Source organism: Pseudarthrobacter enclensis, assembly GCF_001457025.1.
Classification (GTDB): Bacteria; Actinomycetota; Actinomycetes; order Actinomycetales; family Micrococcaceae; genus Arthrobacter; species Arthrobacter enclensis.
This window is the reverse complement of the sequence record NZ_KQ758609.1, coordinates 50,252-68,485: the sequence shown is the minus strand read 5'-3', so window position 1 is coordinate 68,485 and position 18,234 is coordinate 50,252. Positions and strand designations below refer to the sequence as shown.

Below are 18,234 nucleotides of genomic sequence, written 5' to 3'. Positions count from 1 at the left end.
GACGAACGGAAGACCCTCAAGGGCCACCCCGGAAGCGACGGCGGCTCGCCCGATAGTAGGACGCCAAAAGCTGCCCTAACCTCCCGCCCGCACAGAACACCCCGGGGGCAAGCACTATTGTGGCAACAATGACAGTGCGGCGACCACCACAGTGAGGGCATTGCCGATCTGCCCGGAGACCCAAACTCACCCACAAGCACAAGCCGGCACATCCGAAGAGTAGAGGTTGCTGTTGATCGCCGGCGCCCTGCAAGGCAGGAGGATCTGAAGTACAGGTAGGCGGCCACCTGGAGGTTCTCAGCGGCGTAGAGGCACGTCGTGAGCCGACAGTAGTCGGGGCAACCGTATCGCCAATGTGGGTAGTTGCCCTCCGACTCATGCCACCCCAACTCATGAAAATGGGAGGGCAAGTCTTGATTTTCAGCCGACAGCCCGGTCGCAAAGGTCGCCGCTCTGCGGCTTGTGAAGTACGCATCACCACTCGCTCAGACATCCCTGGGCACGAGCGCCGAACGCAGGACACGGCCATTTGCCGCGCCTGTGGCAGCGTTGCTTAAGACCTCACGGTCCATCAGCCGCGGTGATGAGCCGGTCCGCAGCGGCTACTGCGCTGAAGCAGTGTGGGATTTCCCACAGCTTTATCCACAGGTCGTCCAGTCAATATCCCCAGACTTATCCACAGGGTGATCCGCGTGCCACTCAGGGCAAATTCGATCGGCGCCCGATGCCTGCGCTCGGGAGGTCCTGGTCAGCGACCGAATGCGCTCCGTAGCTCGTCGGCCACAACGGGTATAAAAGCAGTTGGAACCCCCTTCTAGCCCACATAACAACCGAATTCTACGTACGACATCGAAAGTTGGGTATGAAGGTCGCAAGCTGTTCCTTTCTAAACAGGGCTCGAAGTCTCTGTTTCACGTGAAACATAAACTTCGCTTGTCAGACACCGTGTGACCCGTTCGCATGGTGGCGGGATGGCAGGCGGTGAAGCGTAGATATCCACCGAGATATTCACATCAATATCCACGGACTTATCCACAAGCATTTGAACAGACAGATTGCATCATTGTTGCCTGCAAGTCATGGACCCCGGAGCCACTCCAGGTTCGTATCCAAGTTCGTCAACGAACTGCCTCATGCAAGTACGGCATCCGCTGCCCTAGCCCTGGGTACGAATGTCGGTCGACCCCAAGTCCCACCCGCTTACATGCTTGCTCTTGGGGAGGCCGGCGTCGTCACGTGCCAATCCCAAGGCGGCTGGTAGGAGAGCGGCTGCAGCCACCGATCCGTGAACAGGCTAGGTTCTGGGTGGCAGGAGACGAACTACTCTGGCCTCCTCAAAGGTGCCGGGCCAAGGCCGAGCACCGGAAGACAATTGATGCGGCCTGAAGCGCAAGCATGTTTGCGAGTTGGCGGAGGCCCGTGTGAGCTCGATGAAGGTGGGACGGCGGCACGGTCATGGTTGCGGTCGAGCAGCATCACGCAATTCCCAGTTCGAATCCCAGCACTGCAGCACCCCGCGTGCAAGACGCCGACGTCGGTATCCTGGCAGGCAGGTCGTTCGACTCTCCACTCCACTACGGATCTATGAAATTGCGAGGGCCGCCTCTCCGGAACTGGCTCGTAGGATCTTTCCCTTCACGGTCGTACCTAGATCAACCCTTGTACCGGTGGGGGAGTCGGACAGTGAGACAAGGAGTCGCGACCTTCGCATCGGACGCTGTTCCCATGCCCAGATGCCGCTTCTGCTGTCACTCAGTCCTCAATCTTGATCCGCCGGACGGTCCTATGTCTGTCGAGCTCAGTTCTGTTTCACGTGAAATCTTCCCAGGCCTAGCCAATTCACGCTTCGCTACGCATTGTTCCATGTCCCGTTTCACGTGAAACACCAGTAAGGTGAGCGGTCAATGGGGGTCGCTTGTAGAGCGGTCGGGGCGGCAGGCTCGTTGTTCGCGTCCAGGCCGCGGGAAAGCACCCAACCTCGAAGTAGACCTTGCCGTGGCAATTTCTACCACGTGCTGGCACGTCAACAGACTGCCGCCTCGGCTCGGGCCAACGTATCGAGTGCGAGGCGGCGACTTCCCCGAGAGCAGGTGGAGGGTTTTGAACATACCAGGACCTATCGCAGCATTTATCCCTCCCGAAGGGCTCGCAGCATGCAGCCAAACTCCAAACATGAGCGCGCCTCCGGTTATGTCCGTGTACATGATGGACTCCATGCTGGAGCCGCCGGAGGGCGTATCCATCTGGGGCATCATCCAACTGGTTTCCTATCAGGAACGTCACGTGACCAACAGACACCGTTCCACATGAAACATCCCATCCTTTGAACCTCTCATCAGCCCTCGATAGAATGAGTCGTGCGATGCAGAAGGTGGGCCAAGAAGAGCGTCGGAACGCGGAGCATATCGGGTTAGTCGGTTGCAGGGATCCCGAAACGGGGCCCGTGGAAATACGTTCCGTGTGCCGGTGCCGTGGTTCGCACTCCAACACCCGAAGTGCTGTGGCACTGCACTACCGTCACACATGGATGAAACGCCGTGTTCGCGATGGCACGTGCTCACGTCACCAGTAATGTCGCCCGGTCGCTTAAGACCGCCAATCCCTAGCCTTAGAACGAACGCACCGCAGCACAGCGCCGCGTAAGTGTCACAGTGTCGTGCTCACGGAACATTTGGTCAATAGCCAGCACTACCTCGCACGACCACTACCACCCACGCGTGGGCGCTATGAAGCAGTAGCGATGCGGCCCCCATGCTTCCGCCACGTAGGCAATCTACGTGCCGAGGGGTGCATAGGGCCCGACCAACTCCGGCCCATTCTCCAGTTGTGGATTCATCGGGCGCATCGATCGGAGCCCCAAATCTTTAGTCCATTCATTCAGCTGCATCTATGACGCGCAGAGACCATAATTATGGGCGGCGCCCCTCGATATCCATGTGCCAGTACGCCGTCCCGCTTCCTGGGCGGTGGTCAGGCTCCCTAGCACATCACCCAACTCATTGACGATCGGCTACGTCAAAGTTTCACGTGAAACCCACAGTTATTCGGTGCCCCGAAAGCAGCTACTGCCCCGTAGCCCAGCAACCTATAAGTTCGAGAACGAATCTGGCTTTGCACAGTTCAGCTGACGACGGGCCGGTACTGCCTCGGATATGTCTCTCTTGAACGCCGTTGGGGCGGTAACCGAGCCACCGGCGGCCTCAAATAGCGAGCTCACCGGGCTCGAAGGTTCATAGGATCAACCGGACTGGATCAGTTTGTGTTCTGGCCGCCCTGCACAGGCCACAGAAGCGTTGTCGCCGGCCCACGCGTGGGACCGCACAGTCCTTTCCTCCAGGACTCATGACAGGGCCTTAGAGTGCCTCCAGACGCGCTGGTTCGAGCCCGTCCCCAAGCTGAGATCGGATTACTTGGCCGGACATGAACAGGGAGACCCCCATCAATGCGGAGTAGCGCAAACACTTCCTGCCGGAACTAATGCGAATCCACTGACGCTGGTTGTGCCCGCTGAACTCGCTGCCTCCGACCGCTGAGAGTAGCAGGGGACAGGTCCCGGCGGAGCCCTGGAACGCTAAAGGCCCCGTTCGACGAACGGGGCCTCTACACGTTGCCTTAGTTGGCAGATCCGGGGGCCAAGACGTCCATGATCCTGTTCAAATCTTCCACGCTGGCAAATTCAATGCTGACCTTGCCTTTACGGACACCCAGAGAAATCTTCACATTCGTGTCCAAGCGGTCCGACAGCGACGATGCCAGGTAGTCCAGGCGTTCGTGGCGGGCTCCCGGTCGGGGAACGTTGTTCTTAGCTGGTTTGGTGGGATCCTGGTACAGCGCGACCGCTTCTTCTGTGGCCCGCACGGACATGCCTTCGGCGACGATCTTTTGGGCGAGACGTTCCATGGCCGCCGCATCAGGAAGGGACAGCAGCGCTCGTGCGTGGCCGGCAGACAGCACGCCGGCGGCCACTCGGCGCTGGACGAGCGGCGGGAGCTTGAGGAGCCGGAGGGTGTTCGAGACCTGCGGGCGTGAACGGCCGATGCGGTCTGCCAGCTGTTCATGCGTTGTGCCGAAATCCTCAAGGAGCTGCTGGTAGGCAGCAGCCTCTTCCAGCGGATTCAGCTGGCTACGGTGCAGGTTCTCCAGCAGGGCATCACGCAGAAGGTCGTCATCGGTGGTGTCACGAACAATGGCAGGGATGGTCTCCAGCCCGGCGGCCTGCACAGCCCTCCAGCGGCGTTCACCCATGACGAGCTCAAACGGTTCAATACCGTCTTCAGTTGATTTGCGGACGACAATTGGCTGGAGGACGCCAATTTCCCGCACGGAATGTACAAGCTCGGCCATGTCGTCCTCGTCGAAGACGGAACGCGGCTGCTTGCGGTTGGGATGGATATCGCCAACAGGAATCTCGGCAAAGTGTGCCCCGGGTACCTCCACGAGGTCCACGCCATTATCTGACTGCGGACGGCTGATCTCCTCCGGCGCGGCCGGGAAAGATTCCTCCTGCATGGAGGGAGCCTGGCCTTCGGCCTCAGCAGGTGAAGTGTTCGGAGAGGGCGCCGCTGCCGGCTTCGCGGGTTCAGGCGAGGCAGCACTCCTGGAAGCGCTGTGGGTGGGATCCGAGTCAGCGGCGCCGGATGCTTTCTTAGCTGCAGTATCTGATACCGGGCCCGATGCCGCTTCCTTTTCAGCGGGAGTCTTGGCCGCAGGCGTCCTGACTGCAGGCTTCTTGGCTGTGGCTTCCTTGGCAACGGGCGCTTTGGCAGCCGGCGCCTTGCTGGGAGCGGGTGCTTTCGCGGATGCCGGCTTGCGTGCCGGCGCCTTTGCGGAAGCGGCTGCCTTAGCGGATTCCTCCTGACGCGCAGCATCTGCGGCATCGAGGGGTTCAGCCTTTTTGCGGCTCTCAGGGAAGAACAGGTCCACCGGACGAGAAACAGCTGCACCGTTGCCCTGCCCATTGGATGCGCCGGAACTAGGAATCAGCGCGCCAAGTCCGCGGCCAAGGCCCCGTCGCTTCTCGCTCATGGGTAAATCCCTCCAGTGGTAGAACCGGCCGTGATCCCGGCTCCGGTCGATGCAGTATTGAAGATTCTAGCGTTCTGCTATTTCAGCAGCGGCTTCCAGGTAGGACAGTGCGCCACTGGAGGAAGGGTCATAGGTCATGACTGTCTGCTGGTAGCTCGGCGCCTCGGAGATGCGGACCGAACGCGGAACCACAGCTGACAGGACCTGCTCCGGGAAGTGTGTGCGCACCTCCGCTGCAACCTGCGCCGCAAGGTTCGTGCGCCCGTCGTACATCGTCAACAGGATGGTGGAGACCACCAGTTCGGCGTTGAGGTGCTTCTGGATCATTTCGATGTTCTTCAGCAGCTGACTGAGGCCTTCCAGGGCGTAGTACTCGCACTGGATGGGAATCAGCACCTCGTTGGCGGCACAGAAGGCATTGACCGTCAGGAGGCCCAGGCTGGGAGGGCAGTCGATGAAGATGTAATCCAGCCGCTCCTCGCCGTTCTTCTCGCGGGTCTTGGCATACACGTCAATGGCGCGGCGGAGCCTCTGTTCCCGTGCTACCAGGGAAACGAGTTCGATTTCCGCACCGGCGAGGTGGATGGTGGCCGGCGCGCAGATGAGCTTGTCCATGTCCGGGCATTGCGCCACGACATCGGCCAGGGCGACATCGTTGATCAGGACGTCGTAGATGCTGTCCACATCAGCGTGGTGCTCGATGCCCAACGCCGTGGAGGCATTACCCTGCGGGTCGATATCGATCACCAGTACGTTCAGCCCGGCGGCTGCGAGGGCTGCCGCGATGTTCACCGTAGTGGTGGTCTTGCCCACGCCGCCTTTCTGGTTGGACACGGTGAAGATGCGTGTCTTCTCAGGCCGCGGCAACCGCCTGCCCATCAACCGTTCGCGCCGCTTGGTCTCGTGGGCAAGCTCCCTGGCGATGGGGCTTGAATCATCAATGGCGTCGATGACGTTGGATCGACTGGCAGCGGTTGTTTCACGTGAAACCGCCGTCGACGATGGGCTTCCTACAACCTGTTTCGGGTGAGTCCCGCCACGTCCCGGGATGCTCACGGGGCCAGAGACAGAACGAGCGGACCCCAGTGTCACAAACGGCGGTATCCGCTGTGTGGAGGCTTCACTACTTGTCACTGGGGCACACTCACTCTCGTTCAGCCAATTTTGCTGCCGTTGTCTAGCCTAACTGCTGCACCCGGCAGACCGCGGTCACCGGGCCAGTGCTAGGACTTCTTTTGGGGCTTGTCCACCACAATGCGGACTACAGTGGTGGGCTCCTCAAGGAGGTGGTCACCCACTGTGACGACCGTGGTCTGCACGCCGCCAAGCTTTCGGATGGTCTTGGCGGCTTTCTCGATTTCCTCGCCCGCGCTGCGGCCCTTGATGGCCACGACCTCGCCCTTGCCGCCGAGCAGCGGGATGGTGAGGCCGGCGAGGTTGGTCAAGGCAGAGACCGCCCTGGCCGTGACGACGTCGGCCTCAATGTGTCCGACTGCCAGCTCCGCGCGTGTGCGCATCACCGTGACGTTATCCAGCCCGAGGTCGTCCACCACCTCCTGCAGCCAGATCACCCGGCGCTCGAGCGGTTCGATCAGGGTCAGTTCGAGGTCCGGCCGGGCTATGGCCAGGCACAGGCCGGGCAGGCCGGCACCGCTTCCGACGTCGGCCACGTGGCTTTCCTGCGGAATCTCGCTTTCGATGACAGCGCAGTTCAGCACGTGCCGGCTCCACAGCCGCGGAACCTCGCGGGGGCCAATGAGCCCGCGCTCCGTACCCGACGTGGCCAGATGCTCCACGTAGCGCTTGGCAAGGTCCAGGCGGTCACCGAAGATCTTCTCAGCCGCGCTCAACTCGGCAGCGGTGATATCAACCATGTTTAGCGGCCAGCAATCTCTAGTCTGCGGATACGACAATGTGGCGCCCGTTGCCTTCACCCTCGGACTCGCTCACGAGTCCCAGGTCGGCGACGGCGTCGTGGACGATCTTGCGCTCGTAGGCACTCATCGGCTCAAGGGCAACCGGCTTGCCGTTCTCCTTGACGGAGGCGGCCGCATCCTCGGCGATCTTTTGCAGGTGGCCGGTACGCTCCTGCCGGTACCCGTTGATGTCCAGCACCAGGCGGGAACGCGTTTCCGTGGCGGACAGGACCGCAAGCCGGGTCAGTTCCTGCAGGGCCTCCAGGACCTCCCCGTCCTCACCCACCAGGCTCTCCAGGCCTTCACTGTCGTCATCGGCAACGATGGAGATGTAGGTGCGGCCGTTGCGGACCTCGATGTCGATATCACCGTCGATATCGGCAATGTCCAGCAGCTCCTCGAGGTAGTCGGCCGCGATGTCGCCTTCTTCTTCAAGCCTGTTGGCCGCGGACGGCTTTTCGGCGGCGGCATCCTGGGAGGCAGAATCCCCGCGGTCTTCCACCATGTCTTCAGAAAGGGCGTGTTCGGTGCGCTCGGCTGACATTACTTCTTCTTCCTGTTCTTACGTTGTGGCTGGACGCGCTGTCCCTTGGGTTCGACGGCGGCGGCGGCCTCGGGAGCCTCTTCCTTTTTGCCGGTCAGGACGGAGAGCGCAGGCAGGCCCTTGGCAGCCCGGCGTTCGGCGAGGGCCTTGGCGGCGGGGGATCCCGGCGTCGGCATGCGGCGGATGACGAAGAACTGCTGGCCCATGGTCCACAGGTTTGTGGTGGTCCAGTAGATCAGGACACCGATGGGGAAGTTGATGCCACCCACACCAAAGACGATGGGGAGGATGTACAGCATCATCTTCTGCTGGCGCATGAACGGGCTGGCCATGGCCTCTTCGGACATGTTCTTGGCCATGATCTGCTTCTGGGTAATGAACTGCGAAGCCGTCATGGCCAGGATCATGATGATCGACAGCACCACCACGGCCACGTTCCCGGCGCCGCCGTGCAGCAGGGCAGCAGACAGCGGAGCTCCGAAAATGCTCGACGCGTCGAACTCGACCACCTGCTCATGGCTCATGGCTCCGATGCCCTGGCCCTCGTTCTTCGCCGAGGTAATGCCGGAGAGCACCTGGAACAGGGCGAAGAAGAACGGCATCTGGATCAGCATCGGAAGGCAGGCGGAGAACGGGTTGGTGCCGTGCTTCTTGTACATGGCCATCTGTTCCTGGGCCATTGCCTGGCGGGACAGCTGGTCGGTCTTGCCCTTGTACTTGTCCTGCAGCTTCTTCAGGTCAGGTTGCAGGAGCTGCATGCCGCGCTGGGCCTTGATCTGCTTGACGAACACCGGGATCAGGGCGGCACGGATCACCAGCACCAGCCCAATGATGGACAGCGTCCAGGTCCAGCCGTTCGCGGTCGGCATCCCGATGGCGGTCAGGCCATCGTGGAAGCCGATCATGATGATGGAAACCAGCCACTTGAACGGGGCCATGATTGTTCCAAAGAAGTCCATACTTATCCCTATTCGTCAGGCCGCGCTGCGGCCTTCTTCATCAGTCCGAGCAACCAGGTACTTGTCCGGATTGTTCAGCACAACAATTGTGGGTGTCCGATTGGCGGGCCATTCCCGGTGGCCGGCGGGGACATGGTCCACACCACCGGCGTTCCACGGATGGCAGCGGCCCAGGCGGCGGACGGCCAGCCAGGTTCCCTTGACTGCGCCGTGGACAGTGACAGCTTCAAGGGCGTAGGCCGAGCATGAAGGGAAAAAACGGCACACCTGGCCGTACAAGGGAGAAACCACCTTGCGGTAGGCCTTCAGCAAGACAATGAGGAAGTTCCGGGGCAGGTTCCACAGGAACAGCAGGACGGCGGCAACAACGGGATGGAAGCGGGCGACGACGGCGGTGGCGTTAGGCACGCGGTGTCCCCTTCTGTGTTGTACCGGCCGAACCTTTACCGGCGCCCCTGGCGGGGCGTCCGGCCAGCCGGGCGAGCGTCGAATCAAGTGCAGCGTTGTAGTCCTGCAGCAACTGGTCCCAACTCGCCGAGGCGGAAGCAGGCAGCGCACGGACCACTATGGCAAGCCCGGTGCCGTGTTCGCGCAGCGACGCGGCACCTGCTTCTCTTAGTCTCCTCTTAACGAGGTTCCTGACCACAGCGTTCCCTACGCTCTTGGAAACGATGAACCCGATCCGGCTGGGTTCGTCGGCAGCGATGGCTGCCGCATATAACACTACGTTCCGGCGCCCATTGCGGACACCGGAACGTACAGTTGTTGAAAAGTCGGTTGAGGTCCTCAGGCGGTTGCGGGCGGCCAGCACCTTAAACTCGCAAGGAAAGTGTCTACCGACAAGTCAGGTATTTAAGCCGACAGCTCGGTACGGCCCTTGCCGCGGCGGGCTGCCAGGATGGCACGGCCGGCACGGGTGCGCATACGAAGGCGGAAGCCGTGCTTCTTGGCCCGACGGCGGTTATTCGGCTGAAAAGTCCGCTTGCTCACGTTAGTTACTCCAGTGGATCAAAGGTGCGTCCACCCGATCAATAAGGGGAAGAACTGGCCGACGCTAAGTTTTGTATGTGTACGCTTCCCGCTCCTACCCGGGTGCACTGCACTCGGAAGATCAGTCGGGACCAAAAAGCGGACACAAAGGACTTCACAACGTTAGGGCAATCCGGGTAGCACAGTCAAACCGGGGGGCCTCTTCCGGCCTATCCCCAGCTGTGTCTAAGTCCCGCCCGCGGCCTGTGGATGAAGCCGCTCACAACCCCCGCAGGCGAACCACACCAGTGTAATTATCCACAAGCACTTTGCCAGCTATCTTCTGGGCTTTTCATCCCCTAGAGTGGCTCAGTAGCCGATTATCCACGGTCTGTGCATAACCCTGTGGATTAAGCTGGGCCAGCACCCTGGTTCCGGGAACGGGGCTGCAGGTAACGCACGGCATAGCAAGTTTGAGGAAAACCGATTGATGACAGTAGACGAAGCCAACCACGCCAATACTGTCGGAAGTTCCTGGCGGCGCGTTGTCAGCCTGCTGGAGAAGGATCACCGGGTTTCCCCCCGCCAGCGCGGCTTCGTCATCCTGGCCCAGGCACAGGGCCTGATCGGTTCCACCCTGCTGGTGGCCGTCCCCAACGAGCTCACCCGCGAAGTGCTGCAGACCCAGGTCAAGGACGCACTTGACGATGCGCTGCACAGCGTGTTCTCGGAAGACATCCGTTGCGCCATCGACGTGGACACGGACCTGGTGCCGATCCACGAAGAGCCTGAACCCGTCGTCGAGCCTTCTTACTCCCCGGACCAGCTGGTTGAGCAGAAGCCGCAGCCCATGCTGCCGAGCACCTCGCACGAATTCGGCCGGCTCAACCCCAAGTACGTCTTCGACACCTTCGTGATCGGTTCGTCCAACCGCTTTGCCCACGCGGCCGCCGTCGCTGTAGCCGAAGCGCCGGCCAAGGCGTACAACCCGCTGTTCATCTACGGGGATTCCGGGCTGGGCAAAACCCACCTCCTGCACGCAATCGGCCATTACGCCCGCCGGCTCTACAGCGGCATCCGCGTCCGGTACGTGAATTCCGAAGAGTTCACCAATGACTTCATCAACTCCATCCGTGATGACGAGGGCGCCAGCTTCAAAACCACTTACCGGAACGTCGATGTCCTGCTCATTGACGACATCCAGTTCCTGGCAGGCAAGGACCGCACGCTGGAGGAGTTCTTCCACACGTTCAATTCGCTGCACAACAACAACAAGCAGGTGGTCATCACCTCCGACCAGCCGCCCAAGCTGCTCGCCGGGTTCGAAGACCGCATGAAGTCCCGCTTTGAATGGGGCCTGCTGACGGACATCCAGCCGCCGGAACTGGAAACCCGCATCGCCATCCTCCGCAAAAAGGCCCTGAGCGAGGGCCTCTCCGCACCGGACGATGCCCTGGAATACATTGCGTCGAAGATCTCAAGCAACATCCGGGAACTCGAAGGCGCGCTGATCAGGGTCACCGCGTTCGCCAGCCTCAACCGCCAGCCGGTCGATGTGGCTCTGGCGGAGATGGTCCTGAAGGACCTCATCACGGACGACGGCGCCCAGGAGATCACGTCCGGCCAGATCCTGCAGCAGACGGCGGACTACTTCAAGCTCAGCATGGAGGAGCTCTGCAGCAAGTCGCGGACCAGGACCCTGGTCACCGCGCGCCAGATCGCGATGTACCTGTGCCGTGAGCTCACCGACATGTCACTGCCGAAGATCGGCCAGGAGCTTGGCGGCCGCGACCACACCACGGTCATCCACGCTGACCGGAAAATTCGCGAGCTGATGGCCGAGCGGCGTGTGATCTACAACCAGGTCACCGAGCTGACCAACCGGATCAAGCAGCAGCAGCGCGACTCCTGAAACCCCGCACCTATACCTTATTAACAGGTGCATGTGGATAAGCCTGTGGATACTTAAGGGGACAAGCGCGATTAATGGGCTTAAAACCCTTAAGCCGTCTGTGGATCGTTAAAAATGGCCTTCCGGGTTGTCCCCATCCACACCCTGTTTAAAACCCACTTAACGCACAGCGGATGAACAGGGCTTAACCGCGGATCCGCACCGCAAGACCGGGTTATCCACAGTTTCCACAGCAGTTATTAACACTACGAATCCCAAAAATTTGAAAATCCCTCAAACAACAAGATCCATACCCCGGACCAGCGGAGGGGCCAGCGGGCCCCACAGGGGGTCGGGGCCGGTTTGGGGGATGGGTTAATCCCCGATCTTCGGGCTAAGCTGTCTGCAGCGCTCCCATCCCCGGGTTTTTGCGTGGTCTCCTCCTGTGTGGACCATGCACCTGCCCGATCGGAAGCAACAATTTTCCGGATGCACCCCTGCGGCGTTTCCGGCCATACCTGGCAGCAGCAATGAAAGGCGGCATCCTTCCGTGAAGTTCAGAGTCGATCGGGACGTCCTGGCAGAAGCCGTTACCTGGACAGCCCGCTCGTTGTCTCCGCGGCCGCCAGTACCGGTCCTGTCCGGCCTTCTCCTGAAGGCCGAAGCCGGAACCGTCAGCCTCTCCAGCTTCGATTACGAAACTTCCGCGCGTCTTGAGATCGCCGCGGATATCCGCGATGAAGGCACCATCCTGGTCTCGGGCCGCCTCCTGGCGGACATTTGCCGCAGCCTGCCCTCAGCGCCGGTGGATGTCGAAACGGACGGCAACAAGGTCACGCTCACCTGCCGCCGGAGCAGCTTCCACCTGGCCACCATGCCTGAAGCCGAGTACCCGCCTCTGCCCTCCCTGCCTGCCGTCAGCGGAACAGTCCAGGGCGATGCGTTCGCACAGGCGGTTTCCCAGGTGATCATCGCAGCGAGCAAGGATGACACCCTGCCCATCCTCACCGGCGTACGCATGGAGATCGAGGATGACCTGATCACACTCCTCGCCACGGACAGGTACCGCCTGGCAATGCGTGAGGTGCCCTGGAAACCTGCCACTCCCGGCATCTCCACCAGCGCCCTGGTCAAGGCCAAAACGCTCAATGAGGTTGCCAAGACGCTGGGCAACAGCGGCGACATCAGCCTTGCCCTGTCCGATGACGACAGCCGGTTGATCGGTTTCGAAAGCGGCGGACGTACCACCACCTCACTGCTGGTGGACGGGGATTACCCGAAGATACGATCACTGTTCCCCGAATCCACGCCCATCCACGCCACCGTGCAGACGCAGGAGCTCGTGGAGGCTGTCCGCCGTGTATCGCTGGTCGCCGAACGGAACACTCCCGTGCGGCTCGCTTTCTCGGCCGGGCTGCTGAACCTGGACGCCGGAACGGGAGAGGACGCCCAGGCGTCCGAGGAACTGGAAGCCCAGCTTTCCGGTGACGACATCACGGTGGCCTTCAATCCGCACTACCTGGTGGAAGGCCTGAGCGTCATCGAGACCAAGTTCGTCCGCTTCTCCTTCACCACTGCACCGAAGCCGGCCATGATCACCGCCCAGGCCGACGCAGACGGCGAGGACCAGGATGACTACCGCTACCTGGTGATGCCCGTCCGCCTTCCCAACTGAGTAGCGCGAACTGCCGCTGTGGACCTCCACATCGGCAGTTGGTGCTACCTAGTTGGGAAACACAACCCATCCTTCGCGCAGAAAGAGTTCCGCCATGCACATTGGACTGATTGGCCTCGGCAAAATGGGCTTCAACATGCGCGAACGGCTGCGCAGGAACGGCATTGACGTCACCGGGTACGACCGGAACCCCGATGTCACTGACGTCCAGTCGGTGGATGACCTCATCTCCGCCATCCCGGCGCCCAGGATCATCTGGGTTATGGTCCCCGCGGGTGCCATCACTGACGCCGTGATCAATGAGCTTGGCGAAAAGCTGAGCCAGGGCGACCTGGTTATCGACGGCGGCAACTCCCGCTTCACCGAAGACCAGAAGCACGGTGAACTCCTCGCCGCGAAGGGCTTGCGCTTCCTGGACTGCGGCGTGTCCGGTGGTGTCTGGGGCCTGCAGAACGGGTACGGCCTCATGGCCGGTGGCGATCCCGCCGACATTGAGCTTGCCCTGCCGGTCTTCGACGCGCTGCGGCCGGAAGGCGAACGGGCGGACAGCTTTGTCCACGTGGGCGGTGTCGGAGCAGGCCACTACGCCAAAATGGTGCACAACGGCATCGAATACGGGCTCATGCAGGCCTACGCCGAGGGCTACCAGCTGCTGGCCTCGAAGGACATCATCAACGACCTGCCGGGAACCTTCCGGGCATGGCAAAAGGGCACGGTGGTGCGGTCCTGGCTGCTGGACCTCCTGGTCAAGGCGTTGGAAGAGGATCCCGGACTGCAGAACATCGACGACTACGTCGAGGACTCCGGTGAAGGCCGTTGGACGGTGGAGGAAGCGATCGCCAATGCCATCCCGGCGCCGGCTATCACGGCCGCGCTGTTCGCCCGCTTCGAATCGCGCGAGGACAGCTCGCCGGCCATGAAGATGGTGTCCGCGCTGCGGCACCAGTTCGGCGGACACGCCACCCGTCCCGCCAAGTAGCAGCCACCGGCTGCAGTCCCGGAGTAGTCGAAACCCGCGTGTACCTGGAACACCTTTCCCTGACCGATTTCCGCAGCTACGCCCAAGTGGACCTTGCCCTGAAGCCGGGCGTCACCGTGCTGGTTGGCTACAACGGCATCGGGAAGACCAACCTGATGGAAGCCATCGGCTACCTGGCCACCTTGAGCTCCCACCGGGTCAGTTCCGACGGTCCGCTGCTGCGCTTCGGTACGGACCGGGCCCTGATCCGGGCGCGCCTGGTCCGGGGCAGCCAGACTACGGTCCTTGAACTGGAAATCAATGCCGGCCGGGCCAACCGCGGGCGCATCAACCGGAGCAACCCGGTCCGGGCCAGGGACCTGGTGGGTATCTGCCAGACGGTCCTTTTCGCACCCGAGGACCTGGCGCTCGTGAAGGGTGACCCCTCTAACCGGCGCCGGTTCCTGGACGAACTGCTCGCGAGCCTGGTTCCACATCACGCAGCCACCCGCAGCGACTACGACCGTGTCCTGAAACAGCGCAACGCCCTGCTCAAGTCCGCCAAGGCCGGCAGGGTCACCGCCGCCCACGAAGCCACCCTTGATGTTTGGGACCAGCACATGGCCAAAGCCGGTGCGGAGCTCCTGCATGCCCGGCTGGAACTGGTGCAACTCCTCAGGCCCCACCTTGCCCGCGCCTACGCGGAGCTGACGGACGGTTCCAAACCGGCGGACGCCGCCTATCGTTCCACGCTCCAGAACCAGATGGACGACGACGGCACGCCCCTGGGCGCTACGGCGCGCCAGGCAGTCCCGGACGCCGGCGCCGAAACCGAGGACCTGCGTGGCCTTTCCGTGGACCAGCTCACCGAACGCTATGTACGGGCCTTCGCCGAGGCACGCAAGAAAGAGCTGGAGCGCGGAATCTCGCTGGTGGGGCCGCACCGGGACGACCTTGAACTGGTCCTGGGCCAGGCGCCCGCGAAGGGGTACGCCTCCCACGGTGAGACCTGGTCCATGTGCCTGTCCCTGCGGCTGGCCTCCTACTACGTCATGCTCGATGATGCCCGGACCGGCGGGTCGGCCCCCATCCTGATCCTGGACGACGTTTTCGCGGAACTTGACGTCCAGCGGCGGCGTAAACTGGCGGCTATAGTGTCCGGCGCGGAACAGGTCCTGGTGACCGCCGCCGTCGACGCCGATATTCCGGAAGAACTGTCCGGACGGCGGGTGAAAGTCATCCCGGGAGGCATTGATGAGCAAGGAGAATGAGTCACCCGGCGGGCTCCAGCCCGGCCGCGACCCCGACCACATCGATGCACCCCAGGCCGCCCTCAACCGGATGCGGGAAGCGGCCGCCGCCCGTGGGGAAATCCGGCGCAAAGCCCAGCGCCCAGGCCAGAAAACCAGGGGCGGCATCAGGGATACCCGCGGATTCAGCCAGTTCCACGCTTCAGGCCGCGACCCGCTTGGACTGGGGAAGGTGGTGGGACGCCTCGTGGCAGAGCGCGGCTGGACGTCCCCGGTGGCGGTCGGTTCCGTCATGGCTGAATGGGCCACCCTGGTGGGCCCCGATATATCGGCGCACTGCACACCCGAAAGCTTCACCGACACCACCCTCCACGTCCGGTGCGACTCCACAGCCTGGGCCACGCAACTGCGGCTCCTGAGCACCAGCCTGCTGGAAAAATTCCGGACTGAACTCGGGGACGGAGTGGTCACCAGCATCCAGGTCCTTGGCCCCTCAGCCCCAACCTGGCGCAAGGGCGGACGCAGCGTCAACGGCCGCGGGCCGCGGGACACGTACGGATAGTCCGGATGGCGGCTCTTGAAACTGCGCCCAACGCCGTGTAGGGCGCTGCAAGGGCCGCGGCGTGTATAGGCACCCGGAGGCCGTTCTCCTGGGCGGCCCTGAGTGGGTCCCAGAGCCTCGCACAGGCATATTCGCTGCCGGCGAAGGCCCTGGAATGCGGGGATATGCGCCTGTTCGCGGTAGAATTGACACAGAAAACTGGGCGCGGATGAAACGTTGACTTCAGTCCGTTCTCCGCGCGCTTCGCGTGTGCGGAGCGTGGATCACCGACCGTCAGCACGTCACCGGCGCCATAAGTTTGTGCCTGTTGGCGGGTGGCTTTTCCCATGGGAAGAGAAACCGGCCGGCCATCATCGAGAACAGAGGAGTCGCAGCGCCTGTGGCTAACGACATTACAGATATTCTGGCAGCAGATACAGCAGTCGAGGATGGCCGCACCCCTGATACCCCACCTGCCGGAGCCACTCCACGGGAGTACGGCGCCAGCGACATCACTGTCCTCGAGGGCCTTGAGGCTGTCCGCAAGCGTCCGGGCATGTACATCGGTTCCACCGGGCCCCGCGGCCTCCACCACCTGGTCTACGAAGTGGTGGACAACTCGGTGGATGAGGCGCTGGCCGGCTACTGCAGCCACATCGAGGTGGTCCTGCAGGCCGATGGCGGAGTCAAAGTGGTTGACGATGGCCGCGGCATCCCCGTTGACATGCACCCGACGGAGCACAAACCCACGGTCGAAGTGGTCATGACCATCCTGCACGCGGGCGGCAAGTTCGGCGGCGGCGGGTATGCCGTCTCCGGCGGCCTGCACGGTGTGGGCATCTCCGTGGTCAATGCCCTGTCCACCCGGGTCGACACCGAGGTCCGCAGGCAGGGCCACGTTTGGCGGATGTCCTTCGCCAATGGCGGCAAGCCTCAGGGCAGCCTGGTCCAGGGCGAAGAAACGGACCGTACCGGCACCTCGCAGACGTTCTACCCCGACCCGGAGATCTTCGAAAGCACTGAGTTCGACTTCGAGACGCTGCGGGCCCGGTTCCAGCAGATGGCCTTCCTCAACAAGGGCCTGCGCATCACCCTCACCGACGAACGCGTACCCGCAGAAGACGACGCCGACGCCGATCCGGACCTGGACGGCATGGTCACCGAGGGCGAGGTCAGCGCCGAGCATCGCACGGTGGTGTACCAGTACAACGAAGGCCTCCTGGACTACGTCCGGCACCTGAATTCCGGCAAGAAGGTGGACGTGGTCCACGAGGACGTCATCGCCTTCGAAACCGAGGACACCGAACGGAAGATCGCCCTGGAAATGGCGATGCAGTGGACCAACGCCTACTCCGAAAGCGTCCACACCTACGCCAACACCATCAACACCCACGAGGGCGGAACCCACGAAGAAGGGTTCCGTGCGGCCATGACCTCCCTGGTCAACCGGTACGCGCGCGAAAAAGGCATCATCAAGGAAAAAGACGACAACCTTACGGGTGATGACATCCGTGAAGGGCTCACCGCCGTCATCTCGGTGAAACTGTCCGAACCGCAGTTCGAGGGCCAGACCAAGACCAAGCTTGGCAATTCCGAGGTCAAGGGCTTCGTCCAGCGTGTGGTCACCGACGGGCTGGGCGATTGGCTGGAGCGCAATCCCGGCCCCGCCCGCGACGTGATCCGCAAGGCGATCTCCGCGGCGCAGGCACGCATGGCTGCCCGGAAGGCACGTGACAATGCGCGCCGGAAGAGCCCGCTGGAATCGTTCGGCATGCCCGGAAAGCTCTCCGACTGCTCCTCCAAGGACCCGGAAAAGTGCGAGGTCTACATTGTGGAGGGTGACTCCGCAGGCGGTTCGGCCAAACGCGGACGGAACCCCGAAACCCAGGCCATCCTGCCGCTGCGCGGAAAGATCCTGAACGTGGAGCGCGCACGGCTGGACAAAGCGCTGGGCAATGCCGAAGTGCAGTCCATGATCACTGCGTTCGGAACCGGCATTGGCGAGGACTTCGACCTCGCCAAGCTGCGGTACCACAAGATCGTCCTCATGGCCGATGCCGACGTGGACGGCCAGCACATCACCACGCTGCTGATGACCCTGCTGTTCCGCTACATGCGTCCCCTGATCGAGAACGGCTACGTCTACCTCGCCCAGCCGCCGCTGTACCGCATCAAGTGGTCCAACGCCCCGCACGACTACGTCTACAGCGACCGCGAACGCGACGCGAAGCTGGTGGCGGGGCAGGCCGCCGGACACCGCATCCCGAAGGACAACGGCATCCAGCGCTACAAGGGCCTGGGCGAGATGGACTACACCGAGCTGTGGGACACCACCATGGACCCGGACCGCCGCACGCTGCTGCAGGTGACCATGGACGATGCCCTCGCTGCGGACCAAATCTTCTCTGTCCTGATGGGCGAGGACGTGGAGTCGCGCCGCAACTTCATTCAGCAGAATGCCAAGGACGTCAGGTTCCTCGACATCTAGGGCCAGCGCCCTATATTC

The 18,234-nt window shown here is 62.3% G+C and carries 15 protein-coding genes; 7 read left to right on the top strand and 8 right to left on the bottom strand.

What is annotated here, in order from left to right:
* The first annotated feature begins 2,172 nt into the window (after positions 1 to 2,172).
* Positions 2,173 to 2,310 carry a hypothetical protein gene (locus AS031_RS19990; RefSeq protein WP_158505838.1) on the top strand — a complete coding sequence of 46 codons (138 nt, stop codon included), beginning with the start codon at positions 2,173 to 2,175 and terminating at the stop codon, positions 2,308 to 2,310.
* 1,302 nt (positions 2,311 to 3,612) lie between these two features.
* Here the strand turns inward: AS031_RS19990 and AS031_RS18905 are convergent.
* The 8 genes from AS031_RS18905 to rpmH all read right to left on the bottom strand — a co-directional run bounded on the left by AS031_RS18905 (position 3,613) and on the right by rpmH (position 9,434).
* Positions 3,613 to 5,025: a ParB/RepB/Spo0J family partition protein gene (locus AS031_RS18905; RefSeq protein WP_058269711.1), complete on the bottom strand. Its 1,413-nt coding sequence runs from the start codon at positions 5,023 to 5,025 to the stop codon at positions 3,613 to 3,615.
* Between the two features lie 66 nt (positions 5,026 to 5,091).
* Positions 5,092 to 6,159 (bottom strand): ParA family protein, encoded by a 1,068-nt coding sequence (locus AS031_RS18900; RefSeq protein WP_306590420.1) that lies wholly within the window; start codon positions 6,157 to 6,159, stop codon positions 5,092 to 5,094.
* 89 nt (positions 6,160 to 6,248) lie between these two features.
* Positions 6,249 to 6,899 carry a 16S rRNA (guanine(527)-N(7))-methyltransferase RsmG gene (rsmG, locus tag AS031_RS18895; RefSeq protein WP_058269709.1) on the bottom strand — a complete coding sequence of 217 codons (651 nt, stop codon included), beginning with the start codon at positions 6,897 to 6,899 and terminating at the stop codon, positions 6,249 to 6,251.
* Positions 6,900 to 6,918: 19 nt separating this feature from the next.
* Positions 6,919 to 7,485 carry a Jag family protein gene (locus AS031_RS18890; protein ID WP_058269708.1) on the bottom strand — a complete coding sequence of 189 codons (567 nt, stop codon included), beginning with the start codon at positions 7,483 to 7,485 and terminating at the stop codon, positions 6,919 to 6,921.
* Positions 7,485 to 8,444 carry a membrane protein insertase YidC gene (gene yidC / locus AS031_RS18885; protein WP_058269707.1) on the bottom strand — a complete coding sequence of 320 codons (960 nt, stop codon included), beginning with the start codon at positions 8,442 to 8,444 and terminating at the stop codon, positions 7,485 to 7,487. The genes AS031_RS18890 and yidC overlap by 1 nt, the downstream gene beginning before the upstream one ends.
* 15 nt (positions 8,445 to 8,459) lie before the next feature.
* Entirely contained in the window at positions 8,460 to 8,852 is a 393-nt protein-coding gene (gene yidD, locus AS031_RS18880) for a membrane protein insertion efficiency factor YidD (protein ID WP_176716575.1), read from the bottom strand.
* Positions 8,845 to 9,255: a ribonuclease P protein component gene (gene rnpA, locus AS031_RS19680; protein WP_074447036.1), complete on the bottom strand. Its 411-nt coding sequence runs from the start codon at positions 9,253 to 9,255 to the stop codon at positions 8,845 to 8,847. The genes yidD and rnpA overlap by 8 nt, the downstream gene beginning before the upstream one ends.
* A 41-nt stretch (positions 9,256 to 9,296) precedes the next feature.
* A complete protein-coding gene (rpmH, locus tag AS031_RS19675) occupies positions 9,297 to 9,434 on the bottom strand; it encodes a 50S ribosomal protein L34 (protein WP_003800212.1) in 138 nt (45 codons plus the stop codon).
* Positions 9,435 to 9,903: 469 nt separating this feature from the next.
* Here rpmH and dnaA point away from each other — a divergent pair, with 469 nt between their 5' ends.
* The 6 genes from dnaA (at position 9,904) to gyrB (ending at position 18,216) form a co-directional block, all read left to right on the top strand.
* The gene (gene dnaA / locus AS031_RS18875; protein WP_058269706.1) at positions 9,904 to 11,325 is read left to right on the top strand and encodes a chromosomal replication initiator protein DnaA; all 1,422 of its coding nucleotides are present in this window, start codon (positions 9,904 to 9,906) and stop codon (positions 11,323 to 11,325) included.
* A 529-nt stretch (positions 11,326 to 11,854) separates the two neighbouring features.
* On the top strand, positions 11,855 to 12,979 hold the full coding sequence (gene dnaN / locus AS031_RS18870) for a DNA polymerase III subunit beta (protein WP_058269705.1): 1,125 nt from the start codon (positions 11,855 to 11,857) through the stop codon (positions 12,977 to 12,979).
* A gap of 52 nt (positions 12,980 to 13,031) precedes the next feature.
* Positions 13,032 to 13,958: a phosphogluconate dehydrogenase (NAD(+)-dependent, decarboxylating) gene (gene gnd, locus AS031_RS18865; RefSeq protein ID WP_371326005.1), complete on the top strand. Its 927-nt coding sequence runs from the start codon at positions 13,032 to 13,034 to the stop codon at positions 13,956 to 13,958.
* A 38-nt stretch (positions 13,959 to 13,996) separates the two neighbouring features.
* Positions 13,997 to 15,208, top strand: coding sequence for a DNA replication/repair protein RecF (gene recF, locus AS031_RS18860; protein WP_058269703.1), 1,212 nt, complete (start codon positions 13,997 to 13,999; stop codon positions 15,206 to 15,208).
* Positions 15,192 to 15,749: a DciA family protein gene (locus AS031_RS18855; RefSeq protein ID WP_058269702.1), complete on the top strand. Its 558-nt coding sequence runs from the start codon at positions 15,192 to 15,194 to the stop codon at positions 15,747 to 15,749. The genes recF and AS031_RS18855 overlap by 17 nt, the downstream gene beginning before the upstream one ends.
* Positions 15,750 to 16,128: 379 nt before the next feature.
* Positions 16,129 to 18,216, top strand: coding sequence for a DNA topoisomerase (ATP-hydrolyzing) subunit B (gene gyrB / locus AS031_RS18850; RefSeq protein ID WP_058269701.1), 2,088 nt, complete (start codon positions 16,129 to 16,131; stop codon positions 18,214 to 18,216).
* Positions 18,217 to 18,234 lie beyond the last annotated feature (18 nt).